The 12911-nt window shown below is 72.2% G+C and carries 8 protein-coding genes, 1 tRNA gene, 1 pseudogene and 1 riboswitch; of the genes and pseudogenes, 1 reads left to right on the top strand and 9 read right to left on the bottom strand.

Annotated elements, in window-relative coordinates:
• The 7 genes from ACGFI1_RS42540 to ACGFI1_RS42510 all read right to left on the bottom strand — a co-directional run bounded on the left by ACGFI1_RS42540 (position 1) and on the right by ACGFI1_RS42510 (position 10568).
• On the bottom strand, positions 1–780 hold the full coding sequence (locus tag ACGFI1_RS42540; RefSeq protein WP_386875665.1) for an SDR family oxidoreductase: 780 nt from the start codon (positions 778–780) through the stop codon (positions 1–3).
• Positions 777–2015, bottom strand: a complete 1239-nt coding sequence (locus ACGFI1_RS42535) for an acyl-CoA dehydrogenase family protein (protein ID WP_386875667.1) — start codon at positions 2013–2015, stop codon at positions 777–779. The genes ACGFI1_RS42540 and ACGFI1_RS42535 overlap by 4 nt, the downstream gene beginning before the upstream one ends.
• A gap of 24 nt (positions 2016–2039) precedes the next feature.
• Positions 2040–3290, bottom strand: coding sequence for a glycosyltransferase (locus tag ACGFI1_RS42530; protein WP_387075989.1), 1251 nt, complete (start codon positions 3288–3290; stop codon positions 2040–2042).
• Positions 3274–6183: a bifunctional glycosyltransferase/CDP-glycerol:glycerophosphate glycerophosphotransferase gene (locus ACGFI1_RS42525; protein ID WP_392793358.1), complete on the bottom strand. Its 2910-nt coding sequence runs from the start codon at positions 6181–6183 to the stop codon at positions 3274–3276. Before ACGFI1_RS42525 ends, ACGFI1_RS42530 begins: the two co-directional genes overlap by 17 nt.
• 244 nt (positions 6184–6427) lie before the next feature.
• A complete protein-coding gene (locus ACGFI1_RS42520; RefSeq protein ID WP_138642010.1) occupies positions 6428–7195 on the bottom strand; it encodes a C40 family peptidase in 768 nt (255 codons plus the stop codon).
• Positions 7196–7205: 10 nt separating this feature from the next.
• A riboswitch (cyclic di-AMP (ydaO/yuaA leader) is annotated at positions 7206–7362 on the bottom strand.
• Positions 7363–7819: 457 nt separating this feature from the next.
• Entirely contained in the window at positions 7820–9682 is a 1863-nt protein-coding gene (locus ACGFI1_RS42515) for a PP2C family protein-serine/threonine phosphatase (RefSeq protein WP_301176054.1), read from the bottom strand.
• A 214-nt stretch (positions 9683–9896) separates the two neighbouring features.
• Entirely contained in the window at positions 9897–10568 is a 672-nt protein-coding gene (locus ACGFI1_RS42510) for a hypothetical protein (RefSeq protein ID WP_392793356.1), read from the bottom strand.
• Between the two features lie 237 nt (positions 10569–10805).
• On the opposite strand from ACGFI1_RS42510, the gene ACGFI1_RS42505 reads away from it, so the two are divergent.
• Positions 10806–10879 (top strand) — tRNA-Pro (locus ACGFI1_RS42505).
• Between the two features lie 338 nt (positions 10880–11217).
• Here the strand turns inward: ACGFI1_RS42505 and ACGFI1_RS42500 are convergent.
• Positions 11218–11964, bottom strand: a complete 747-nt coding sequence (locus ACGFI1_RS42500; RefSeq protein WP_392793355.1) for a hypothetical protein — start codon at positions 11962–11964, stop codon at positions 11218–11220.
• Positions 11965–12138: 174 nt separating this feature from the next.
• A pseudogene (locus tag ACGFI1_RS42495) lies at positions 12139–12911 on the bottom strand (DUF1003 domain-containing protein).

Genomic DNA, 12911 nt, shown 5'->3' with positions numbered 1-12911 from the left:
CTATGCGTGCTGGGAGGAGACGGAGACGACCTCGCCCGTCATGTAGGACGAGTAGTCGCTGGCCAGGAAGACGATAACGTTGGCCACCTCCCACGGCTCCGCGTAGCGCCCGAACGCCTCGCGCCGTGTCAGCTCGTCCAGCAGTTCCTCCGACGTGACCTTCACCAGGTGCGGGTGCATGGCGAGGGACGGCGACACGGCGTTGATCCGGACGCCGTGGTCGGCGGCCTCCAGCGCGGCGCAGCGGGTGAGGGCCATGACGCCGGCCTTGGCGGCGGCGTAGTGGGACTGGCCCTTCTGCGCCCGCCAGCCGATCACGGAGGCGTTGTTGACGATGACGCCGGAGCCCTGGTCGCGCATGGTGCGCAGGGCGGCGCGGGTGCAGCGCATGGTGCCGTTGAGGGTGATGTCGATGACGCGGTCCCACTGCTCGTCGGCCATGTCGACGAGGTCGGCCGTCCCGCCGAGCCCGGCGTTGTTGACGGCGACGTCGACGCGGCCGTAGCGCTCGACGGCGAGCGCGTACAGCGCCTGGACCTGCTCCTCGGAGGTGACGTCGCAGGGCAGCGCGGCGACGCGGTCGGCGCCGAACTCCTTCTCCAGTTCCTGCGCGGAGGCGGTGAGCCGCCGCTCGTGCGTGTCGGAGATCAGGACGCGGGCGCCCTCCTCCAGGCAGCGGCGGGCGGTGGCGCCGCCGATCCCGGCGCCGGCGGCGGCGGTGATCACGACGGCGCGGTCCTTCAGCAGGCCGTGGCCGGGGACGTAGGGCGGGGGCGTCATCCGCGTGCCTCTCTCGGGAGCCCGAGCACGCGCTCGGCGATGATGTTGCGCTGGATCTCGTTCGACCCGGCGTAGATCGTGTCGGAGCGGGAGAACAGGAACAGCCGCTGCCAGTCGTTGAGGTCGTAGTCTCCCCCGGGGGCGGACCCCCGGACCCCCTGGGCTTCGCCCGAAGAGCGCTCGTGGGGCTCACCATCGGCGACGAGCCCGGCGGCGCCGAGGACGTCCATGGCCAGCTCGCCGAGCTCGCGGTGCCAGGTGCCCCAGACGAGCTTGGAGATGGACGACTCGGGGCCGGGGGCGCCGGCGGCGACGCCCGCCATGGTCCGCACCGCGTTCAGCCGCATGATCTCCAGGCCCATGTAGGACCGGGTGAGCCGGTCGCGCAGCAGCGGGTCGTCGATGGCGCCGGTGCGGCGGGCGAGGTCGGCGACGCCCTCGAACTCGCGGGCGAACCCGACCTGCTGGCCGAGGGTCGCGACGCCGCGCTCGAACCCGAGCGTGGCCATCGCGATCTTCCAGCCCTCGCCGGGCGCGCCGACGATGTTGCCGGCGTCGGTGCGGGCGCCGTCGAAGAAGACCTCGTTGAACTCGGAGGTGCCGGTGAGCTGGATGATCGGCCGGATGTCGACGCCGTCCTGCCGCATCGGGACGAGCAGGTACGACAGGCCCTTGTGGCGGGACGAGCCGGGCTCGGTGCGGCAGACGACGAAGCACCAGTCGGCTTCGAGGGCGAGCGACGTCCACACCTTCTGGCCGTTGACCGTCCAGTGGTCGCCGGACAGTTCGGCGCGGGTCTGCACGTTGGCGAGGTCGGAGCCGGCGTCGGGCTCGGAGTAGCCCTGGCACCACAGCTCCTCGACCGCCACGATCGGGGGGAGGAACCGGGCGCGCTGCTCGTCGGTGCCGAACGCGATGATCGTGGGGCCGAGCAGGTTCTCGCCGATGTGGTTGACGCGGGCGGGGCCGTCGGCGAGCGCGTACTCCTCGTGGAAGATCACCTGCTGCTCGACGGTGGCGCCGCGGCCGCCGTACTCGCGCGGCCAGCCGACGCACGTCCAGCCGGCCGCGGCCATGTGCCGTTCCCAGGCCAGCCGCTCCTCGAACGCCTCGTGCTCGCGGCCGGGTCCGCCGAGCCCGCGGGCGTGCGCGAACTCGCCCGAGAGGTTCGTCTGGAGCCAGTCGCGGACCTCGGCGCGGAACGCGCGGTCCGCCGGCGACTCGTTCTGCTTCACGCCAGGGACTCTACCAAACAGTTGTTAGAAAGAATCTCTCCCCAGGGCGGGTTCCGCCGCGGGCGCGGCCGCCGGCTCGCGGGCGGGCGCGGGCGCGCGCTCGGGCACGGGCGGCGGCTCCCGGTGCAGCAGGTCGAACAACCGGTCCCAGCGGGCGAGGACGGCGTCGGGGTGGAAGCGCAGCACCGACGCCCGGGCCGCGGCGCCGAGGGCGCGGCGCTCCTCCGGGTCCCCCATGAGGCGGTCCAGCGCGGCGGCGAACGCGGCCGTGTCGCCCGGCTCGACCAGGACGCCGCTCTCCTCGCCGGCCCCGAGCAGCGCGCGGACGCCCGGTGCGCAGTCGAACGCCACCGTCGGCAGCCCGTACGCCATGGCCTCCAGCACCGACATCGGGAAGCCCTCCGCCCGCGACGGCAGCGCGAGCACCGACGCCTCGACCAGCGCCTGCTCGACGTCGGTGACCACCCCCCGGAACTCCACGGAGCCCGACAGCCCGGCGGCGTCCGCCCGCGCCCGCAGCTCCGCCTCCTTCGGGCCGCCGCCGTAGACGTGGAGGCGCCAGTCCGGATGGCGCGCGCGGACCGCCTCCCACGCCTCCAGCATCAGGTCGACGCCCTTCTCGTGGGACAGGCGCCCGACGCAGGCGACCACCGGGAGGTCCAGCGTCGGGTGGACGGCCGGCGTCACATGCAGCGGGTTCGGGATGTGGTCGACGTTGGTCATGCCGTCCCTGGCCCAGGCGTCGGCGTCCTCGGCCGTCAGCACCAGCATCCGGTCCGCGCCGGCGTAGTGCTCCCTGATCCTCCGGTACCGGGTCGACTTGCGGGTGGCCTCGTACGACTCGTGGCTCATCGCCACTACCCGCAGCCCGGACGTGTCGGCCAGCCGCACCCACTCCATCGCCCACACCTGCGCCACGATCACCACCGCCCCGGGCCCGGCGGCGGCGAACAGCTCCGACAGGCGCCCGGCGCCGCGCCGCTGAGCCGCCGTCCGCCGCAAATCCCGCGCGCGCGCCGCCGGGTTCAGCTTCTGCAGCGTGCTCTTCGGCCGCCACGCCAGCACCGGCGCCCGCCATTCCCGGTGCAGCACCTCGACGGCGTAGGAGCCGTCGCGGTCGTGGTGGTACGGCTCCGCGCCGCGGGTGATCCCCACGAGGGTGACGCGGTCCCCGCGCCCGGCCAGCAGGCGCGCCATGTGGTGCGCCCAGCGCTGCAGCCCGCCCATGTCGTCGGCGTTGTTGCACACGATGAAGACGTCACGCGGTGCGGCCATGGCTGCTCCCCCTGCGGCTCGTGCGTTCACTCCTGCGGCCCGGCCGTGCGGCCGGGAAGTAGCGGTCCGCCACCATCCGGGCGGCGGTGCCCCGGTCGTGCTCGCCGAAGCGCGCGGCGAACGCGCGGCGCCGGGGGCCGTGGACGGCCTCGGCCGCGTCCAGCCCGGCCAGTGCGGCGACGAGTTCCCGCTCGGTGCGGGTGATCGGCCCGGGCCCTTCCCGGTTCAGGTCGAGGTATCCGGGGGCGAGGTCGCGGCCGTCCGGCAGGTGCAGGACGATCGGCCGGTCCAGCAGCGCGAAGTCGAACATGATCGAGGAGTGGTCGGTGACGAGGGCGTCCGCGAGCAGCAGCAGGAGCGTGGCGTCGGGCACCGCGCCGACGTCCCGCATGACCGCGCGGGCGCCGGGCGGGACGTTGGCCTTGCACAGGTAGTGGGGCCGGACGAGCAGCACGTACTGCTCCCCCAGCTCCCGCGCGAACACCTCGGGGTCGATGGGCGGCTCCAGCAGCCCGCCGGGGCGCCCGTCCGGCCCGGTGGAGAAGGTCGGCGCGTACAGGACGGCGCGGCGCCCATCGTCCAGGCCGAGGGACGTGCGGAGCGCGGCGACCTCGGCGGCCAGCTCCGGATCGCCGTCCACCCCGTTGACCAGGGGGTCGTTGCGGGGATAGCCGGCCGGGAGCAGCTCGGAGCGCACCCCGAGGCCGGCGCACAGCGTCTCGACGTCGTGCCCGGAGCGCACCAGGAAGCAGTCGTAGCGCTCCACCATCCGCCGCAGCCGGGCCCTCTCGCCGGCGGAGGCCCTCTTCAGGCGGGGCTGGTCGAGGCCCATGGGCTTGACGGCCGAGCCGTGCCAGGTCTGGATATAGGTGGTCTCACGGCGTTTGCGCAGGCCCTCGGGGAAGCCCTGGTTGTCCACCCAGAACTGGGCGCGCGCCAGCGCCAGGAAGTACCGCCACGAACCCCGGCGGACGAGCACGGCGTCCTTGGGGAACCCCTTCGGGGAGGACGCGTACGCCCACACCGCCGTGATCGGCCGCCCCGTCCCGCGCAGCTCCCGGTAGAGGTACTTCGGGTTGTCGGAGTAGTGGCGTCCGAGATGGCTCTCGAAGACCACCAGGCCGGTCCGGACGGGCAGCCTGCTGAGCACCCGGTTGAACACGGCGATCTTGGTCCGGCGCGCGGTGAGCCGCCGGGCCGCCGCCCGCCGCACCGCCCGGACGCGGCGCCAGGCGAGCCGCCCCGGCGCCGAGGTGGCGGCGCGCCGCGCGGCGGCCCTCGCCAGCCGCGCCCACGGGCTCGCCGCCTCCAGCGTGAACGCCAGGTCGCCGCGGCCGGTGAGGCGGGAGCGGAGGCTGTCTCCGGCCAGCCGCGTCAGCCGGGGCCGGACGGGCAGCGCGACGCCCTCCAGCGGCGGCGATCCACGGCCCTCGCCGAGGCGGCAGACCATGTCCTCGCCGTCCGCCCGGACGCGCAGCCACGCGTCCCAGACGGGGTCGGCGAATCCGAGCGGCCTGATCTCGGCGGCCGGGTCGAACTCCGCCCGCCAGGCCAGGCGGTCGCCCTCGTGCCGGACGGCGACGCGGACCCGCGCCCGGCGCGCCCTGCGGCGCCGGTCGCGGAACTCCAGCGTCCCGGCCAGCTCGGCGTCCAGCGGGATCCGGCGCAGCGGGTTCGGCACATGCCCGGCGATCAGTGCGCGGCCGCCGCGCGTCTCCAGCCGCGTCACGGTCCCGGCCGGGCACAGCTCCTTCAGGGGCCGGACGTGGAAGCCGAGGCCGGTGACGTCCAGGATCCGGCGGCCGAGCCCCCCGCGGGGCCCGCCCTCGCCCCAGAAGACCCGCCCGTCCCGCTCCACCAGCCGGGCGCGGAGCACGGGCCGGCGCGGGGGCCGGTACTCGGCGGCGGCCAGCGCCCCGGCGTGGTCGCCCTCGCGGATCAGGTACGCGGCGATCGCGGGCAGCGGGTTGGCCAGCTCGAACACGCGCGGGTCCAGCTCGGCCAGGTAGCCGGCCGCGAGCTCCAGGAACCGGTCCCGGTGGGCGGGGTCGCGGCCGCGCAGTTCCCGCAGGTAGAGCAGCAGGTCGTGGTTGACGAACTTCACGTCCTTGGCGCGCCGCAGATCGTGCGCGCCGCGCAGCGCGAACAGCATGTCGATGCGCCGGTGGATCTCCAGCCGGTCGGCGAAGTTGGCCGGCTCGGACCGCCGGTTGGAGATCGACGGTGCCCCCGTCCGCCGCCGGACGAGCCAGCGGTAGACGCGGTGCGGGATCAGCGCGGTCCGCTCCGCCGCCAGGTAGGCCTCGGCGGTGAACAGCAGGTCCTCGTAGTGCAGCCGCTCCACGAACCGCAGCCCCTGCTCCTCCAGGAACCCGCGCCGGTACGCCTTGTTGGTGGAGAGGGTGTCGTAAAGGAGACCGGGGTTCTCGCGCAGCGACCCGTAGACGGCGCTGCGCTCGTACAGCCAGGGGTACCAGGGGCGGACGCGCCCCTTCGCCCCCTCCGGCATGTCCAGGAAGACCCGCTCGCACAGCCCGGAGACCAGGTCGGCGCCGGTGTCCTCGGCGGTGGCGAGCAGGTTGAGGCAGGCGTGCCGGTCCAGCAGGTCGTCGCTGTCGAGGAACATCACGTACCGGCCGGACGAGGCCTCGACGCCCGCGTTGCGGGGCCGGCCGCAGCCGCCGGAGTTCACCGGCAGGTGCACCGCCCGGACCCGGCCGGGCCGCGCGGCGGCGATCCGATCGGCGACCTCCCCGGTGCCGTCGGTGCTGGCGTCGTCGACGATCACGGTCTCGACGCCGCCCAGGGACTGCTCCAGCGTCGAGGCGACCGCATGGGGAAGCCGCCGGGCGTCGTTGTAGGCGATCACCACCACGCTGACATCCGGGCGCACCCGCTCGGCCTCCCCTCACCGGTCCCGCCGCGCACCGGACCGGCCGCCGGGGCCGGAGACCGGTCGGACGCGTTGCCAGGGATTCCTTTCCAGGAACGCCCCAGTGAGGTCCAAGGAGCATCAAAGGCTGTCAATGCTTCCCATTACTCGCCTTCAACGGCGACTTAGGACACACCTCCAGGAACGCCCGAAGGCGCCCGGCCGGAGCCGGGCGCCTTCGATGCGTGCGCTAGGGGGAGGAGCGTCAGGACGCGTACTCCGGGTAGCCGTAGCCGACGACCTCGGACTTGTCGCGGACCTTCTTCTCCACCTTGTCGTTGCTGTTGCCCTCGACCGTGCTGATCTTGCCGTTGCCGTTGTCCTTCACGACGAGGCCGACGTGGTCGATGTCGCCGATGCTGCCCTTCGAGCCGTCCTTCCAGTCGAAGAACACCACGGCGCCGGGCTTGGGCTTGTCGCCCCAGCGGTCGGCCTTCTTGAACCAGGTGGCGTGCTGGACGGTGTAGGCGTCCCAGCCCATGTTCTTCACGCCGGTGTGGGCCCCGACCCAGGACACGAACATGTCGCACCACTGGGCGCCGTTGTAGGCCTTGACCGAGAAGCCGCCGTCGCGCTGGGCGGTGGCCTTGGCGTGCGGGGTCGAGACGTACCACTTGTGGAACTTGGTCTGGCCGCCCTTGCCCTCGCTGATGCCGACCTGCTTCTTGGCGAGCGCGATGGCCTCGGAGGCCTTGACCGGACGCGGCGCGACGCCCCAGCCGGCCTCGCGGGCCTCGGCCTGGGTCATGCCCGCGGACTGCTTCGACGTGGACTGCTTCGACGCGGTGCCCTGCTCGGCCACCACGGCCGCCTTCGCCTGGGCCGGGGTCTCGGCCGCGGCGCTGCCGCCGGCGAGGGGGTTGAGGACGGCGAGTCCGACGGCTCCGGTGAGCACGGCGCCCACGGCGACGCCGACGGCCTTGTCCTCGGGGGAGAAGCGGTTGAGCGAAAGTCGATCGAAACGACCGGTCATGCAGGGAATCTCCTATCTTCCATGACGCCTACCGGGTTAGCTGACGGATTCGGGCATGGAAGCAGCCCTACGGCGCGGCTCTGGGTCGCGCCGATTCACCCCTGGAACGTTGGGTCCCCGGCTCCGTCCGGTCGCTTCGACCGGCACGGACTCGGCCTCGCACCGCACATGCGGCGCAGACTTATCGGATGTATCTCAGTGACTGATCTCTGAGGGGTGCGCGCATCGTCTGGCGCGCATCGCGTGCGGATACCGCTCCGCGATCCTCGGCCGCCCTGGGAACGGACGACCGGCGCGGCAACGCATGGGGTGCGTTGCGGGATTCCGGATAGAAGGTACCAACCTTCTGAGGAAAAGCAAACCAGGCACAAATCTCTGTCTTGCCTGCTCAAAGCCCTTCCAAGGATCCTTCAACACCGTCAGGCCCCGGCATCTTCCCGATCTTTACCGAACTGGCCCTCAGCCCTTTGCCCATGGGCCTTACAAGCCAATGCCCAAAGGGTAAAGAAACCCGGGGGGTTCCGGGCCGCATGCCCCGCCGCACCCTTCGCGGGGCCTGCGGGGGCCGTTCTCATGCGGCCTAGCTCACAGGGCCTGCCCGCCACCGGATCCGGGTGCGCTTCGTCACTCGACGCGCAGCGCGAAAAGCGTGGTGTCGTCCGCCGCCCGGTCGTGCTCCATCCGCGCCAGGACCTCGTCCAGCACCTGGTCGGGGCGGGTCGAGGCATCCCGCAAGATGCCGGTGAGGCGCTCGATGCGCTCGTCCAGGTCCGCGTCCCTGCGCTCCACCAGGCCGTCCGTGTAGAGGAACAGCATGTCCCCGGGGTCGAGCTCGGTGGTGATCGTCGTGTACTGCCAGCCGGGCATCGCACCGAGCATCGGGTCGCGGACCACCTCCAGCGGCGCCGCCCAGCCGTCCCGGACCAGGATCGGCGGCGGATGGCCCGCGCACGTCCACTCCAACACCCGGCGGGCCGGGTCGAAATGCCCGACGATCGCGGTGCCCGTCGCCGGCGGGTCCATGTTCCCGACCAGCTCGTTCAGCCAGCCGACCAGCCGCCCCGCGGGCTCGCCCGTGCACGCGAGGCCCAGCAGCCCGTTCCTCGTGCGCGCCATCGCGGCCGCCGCGGGCAGCCCGTGCCCGGCCGCGTCGCCGATCGCGAACACGGCCCGCCCGTCCGGCAGCACCCGCGTCGCGAACCAGTCCCCGCCGATGCGGGCGGTGCTCTCCGCCGCCAGGCTGCGCAGCGCCACCGTCAGGCCCGGCAGCTCCTCGATCTCGTCCTCGTCCGGCAGGATCGCGCGGCGCAGCGTCACCGCGACCCGCCGCTCCTGCGCCGTCCGCGCCTGCTGCTTCAGCATCTGCCGCCGGGTCTCGGCCAGCGCCCGCTCCACCCCGCGCCGCCGGGTGATGTCCTGCGAGACGATATTGATCGAGATCGGCAGCCCGGACTCGCCCAGCACCGGCTCGGCGAACAGCCACAGGTGCCGCGGCGTCCCGTCCGGCGCGATCACCCGGTGCTCGGCCTCCACCGGCTCCTTGCGGGAGAACATCGTCTGGATGGCCTCCTCCATCAGCGGGAGGTCGTCCTCCGCCACGACCTTCGGCAGGTCGTGCGGCATCGGCGGCACCTCCTCGGGGTCGAGGCCGTAGTTCGCCAGCATCTGCGGCGTCCAGTCGGCCTCCCCGGTCGCGAGGTCCCACTCCCCGAAGCCGATCAGCGCCAGCCGCTCCACCCGCTCCATCCGCCGCGCGACACGGTCCTCCGCGAAGTGGTACCGCCACGTGACGCAGACCCCGGTCGACACCCGGACGCACCGCACGCTCATCCGGGACGAGCGGGACAGCCCCCGCTGCGCCGTGGTGTAGGAGAACGAGTCGCGCTCCAGCCGCGTCCCCGACTCCCAGACCTCCACGTACTCCTCGAACAGCCCGCTGAGGACCGCCCCCGGATCCGTGCGCAGCAGCCGGAGCCCCGTCAGCTCCTCCCTGCCGCGCCCGAACATGTCCTTGGCGACGCCGTTGAGGTCGGCGTACAGGAAGTCCGCCACGGCGCCGTCGGGGCCGACGACCGGCACCAGGTGGGCGCAGGAGTCGAGCGTCCCGTCCAGCAGCGCCCGCGCCACGGGGTCGTCCCCCACCTCGGCGAGGATCTCCGCGTCCCCCGCCGTGTCCTCCGCCGTCACCCGGCGCAGGACCTCCTCCGCCTCCGACAGCACCGCCTGGCGCTCCGCCGCGCCGCCCTCGGCCCGCGGCGCCCGCCGCCCCGCGAGCACCGCCCCGACCGGCCCGCCGCCGCTGTCCTTGACCAGCAGGGACGCCGCCTCCGCCAGGTCCATCTCCAGATCGCGCGCAAGCCAGATCAGATGCTGCAGAGCCTCCCCCGGCGGGACGCCGAGCCGCCGGGCCAGCACGACCCGCGCCTCGGCCAGCACCGCGCGGTCGTGCGCGGCCCCCCGAAGGTCCTCCAGGTCCGCAACGTGCACCCCGGGCTGGGTGCCTTCCGCTTCCGCCAACCCTGTCCCCCGTTCGGCGTCACCTGCCCCTGGGAGAAAAAAGCTACATACGCCAGCGAAGGACTATTCGCCCACAACCTGGTAAACAGCCCAGATCTTTGCCCGGGTTTTCCGTTCCCGCCCGAACCCGACCACTTCCGATGACCCGCCCCGCACGGAACCCTTCCCCACCCTGTGACGCCCGTCACGCTCGCAGGACGTCCCTGGTCAACGCCGTGATCCCCCGCGACGCCTCCCGGTACGACGTACCCGCCGGCCACAGCGTCAGCACCACCACGATCTTGTCCCCGACCACCCCGGTCGTGTGCAGCACGGGCCTCCCGAGGCCGAGATCGGGCCGCACCAGGGCCGGCCGCGCCCCCGCCTCGAACCCCGACCACCCCTGCTTGACGGCCGCCCCGTCCGCCACCCGCGGAATCCCGAACGTCTGATCGAACCCGTCCGTCCCCCGCGGCGTCGCCCGCCGCAACTGCTCCAGAACGAAACCGTCCACATGCCGGTACATCGTCACGACATCCCGCGCACTCAGCGCCGCATACCCCCAGAACCCGGGCTTCTCCGCAGGCGGCGGCGCCGCCTCCTCCAACCCCAGCCGCCGCGCCATCCGCTCGACGATCTCCCCCTGCCCGCCCCGCCCCCACAACTCCGTGGCCGCCCCATCGTCACTGGACCGCAGCATCACCTCCAGCAGCTCCCGATCCGCCGCCGAAGCCCGATGCCGCTCCAGATAGTCCAGCGCGATGAGGATCTTCACCACGGAAGCCGCCCGGAACACCCGCCGCGCCTCCCGCTCCGCGACCACCCGCCCGGCCCGGACATCGAAGACCACATAGGAAGCCCGAACACCCTCAGGCACCCGAGGCACGACCTTCGCCGGCCCCGCGGTCGCCGTCGTCACCTCGGGCTCAGGACTCCCACTCACCGGCCGAGCCCCTCCCCCGCACCCGCACAGCATCCCGGCGCACAACACCCCGCCGACCACGGCCCGCACAGACCCCATCCGCCCCGCCCAACGATCGACGGGGCCCGCAATCCCGGTACGCACGACCCCGCGGACTGCGCTACAGTGAACACGCCCGCCCAGAGCGGGCACCGGGACGTAGCGCAGTTTGGCAGCGCACTTGACTGGGGGTCAAGGGGTCGTGGGTTCAAATCCCGCCGTCCCGACAAGAAGTACCAGCTCAGAGGCCGTTTCTCCACCACGGAGAACCGGCCTCTTGATCGTTTGTTAGCCGTTCGTTAGTGAACCCGGCCGCCTCCCCCGTCATCCGGACGGTTCACACAGGACTGGAAGAGCCGCGAACCGCCCCGCGCCCTGTCCCGGTGTTCAACCAGGCCACACCGAGCCATCAGGCCCAGTCCGTCGCGGCCGCCCAGAGCAGGAGCGTCGCTAAGGCCCAGCGACCGCTGGGCCTAGGGTCGGGTTTGCCGACCCTAGGCCCCCTACGGCCAGTGCTCACCCTCATCTCCGCCCGGCCTCCTCGGTCGGGTTCTCCTGGACGCTTTCATCGCCGCTCGCGGACCGTGCTTGGGGTCCGATTTCGGCCGACGCGGCCGCGGAGCCTTCTGCGGGGCCCTCCACGGGGGTGAGCGTCTTCGGCGTGAGGCGGTCGTATTCGGTCATGGATCTCAGCCATCCTCGGGGGTGTTGGAGTGATCGGTGGCCGTTCGATGCCGCGGGTCGCCCTCGGCGCCGACGGTGGAGGGTGCCGTGCCGGCGGCGCCGCCGTCGAGCAATTCCTCGAAGAGGGTGCGGTAATGGCCCTGGCCTGGCGGAGCACCTCGGTCGAGGCCCCCTGCCCGGCCGCGCGGGCGCTGATCCTGTGGGCCCTCCGATAGTGATCCAAGACGCGAGAATGCCCGACCGACAGATCGGCGACCCGCTGCTCGTAATCCTGCGTTCCGTATCCGCGGTCCGCCATGACGCGACTGACGAGCCGGTCGGCGTCGGACAGCGCGTCCTCGGGGGCGTCCACAAACCGTTCCTGCACGCGGGCCCACTCGGCGTGGTAAGCCTGCCGGGCCGCCGGGTCCAGGGGATGCAGATCCATGTGCTCGACGCCGTTTCGCCTGCTCACCAACTGGCGCTCGGCCTCACGCCGGTTCCCGATGGCCTCCACGGTGCGGTCGTACTCCGGTCCGAACTGCCTGCGCAGCCCGTCGCGCCGCCGCATCGTCCACGTGACCAGCGCCGCCACCGCGGCCGCGACGATCACTATGACGATGACAGCGAATACCAGAGAGAGGGTCATATGATCCGCCTGCCCTTTTCGCAGCCGAAACCAAAAAAGTCACAGCGAGGCCGAACAAGAATCAGGTGCCGACGAGAAGATTGCGTCTCGCGAATGCCGGTGAAGTTCACTGCTCATTCCGTCATCAAATGCCATTCGTGTGCCGATGGATATGGGCAGGTCGAGAAATGTTCATCACCGAGGCCGGTCACACCTCGGTCGCACCTGAAGAAGCGCGGGCCGAACGCGGTCACGCGGTGACGGCAATCCCGACCTCAAGTGGGGTGGTGCCTCGTCGTCGACTGGTTCGAGGACCGGGATCGTCCGAGGCCGCCCGAGTCGTCCTTCCAACGGGCGGCCCCGGAGAGATCCGGCCGGTCCCCCGACATGGCGGATCACTGCCCAGTGAAGATGATCCGTCGAGTGATGGCTATGAGGTATTCGAGCACGGCTCATCTCTTTCAGAGCTTGCCGGAGTCGCATCGCGGACGGCGACCGGCGAGTCGACGGATCAGAATGCGGGTGGGACATCGCGCCGGAGATGGGCGAGGGCTTCTTCGGCGAATGGCTGGCATCGTGGACGCACTGGCAGTCGGGTCCGTGCGCGTCGCGATGCCAGACGATCAGGAACTGCAGGGCGAGCTGGTTGACGCGGTAGTCGTGTTCGGCCTCCAGCCGGTCGGTCTCGGCTTGGCGGTTCTGGGAGAGCGGGATCAGCGGGGCCACGTAGGCGGCTTGGGTGGAGAACACCAGGTTGAGCAGGATGAACGGGTAGGGTCCCAGCGCAGGAGCGCGCCCAGCAGGTTGACGGCTATCCAGGCGGCCACGATGAGTGTCTGCACGATGATGAACCGCCACGATCCGAACACCGCGGTGACCGCGTCGGCCAACCGCTCCCCGCGGGTGCGCTGCTCGTAACGGCGCTGGTTGGCCGGATGCCGATGGGCGCGGGGCCGACGAGTGATCAT

Origin of the sequence: Actinomadura geliboluensis (assembly GCF_043197915.1) — a bacterium.
GTDB lineage: Bacteria > Actinomycetota > Actinomycetes > Streptosporangiales > Streptosporangiaceae > Spirillospora > Spirillospora geliboluensis.
This window is presented reverse-complemented; position numbering and strand designations above follow the sequence as displayed.

Coding starts and splice junctions, on each gene's coding strand:
- ACGFI1_RS42540 (WP_386875665.1), bottom strand. CDS start 780: ATGACGCCCCCGCCCTACGTCCCCGGCCACGGCCTGCTGAAGGACCGC.
- ACGFI1_RS42530 (WP_387075989.1), bottom strand. CDS start 3,290: ATGGCCGCACCGCGTGACGTCTTCATCGTGTGCAACAACGCCGACGAC.
- ACGFI1_RS42520 (WP_138642010.1), bottom strand. CDS start 7,195: ATGACCGGTCGTTTCGATCGACTTTCGCTCAACCGCTTCTCCCCCGAG.
- ACGFI1_RS42500 (WP_392793355.1), bottom strand. CDS start 11,964: ATGACCCTCTCTCTGGTATTCGCTGTCATCGTCATAGTGATCGTCGCG.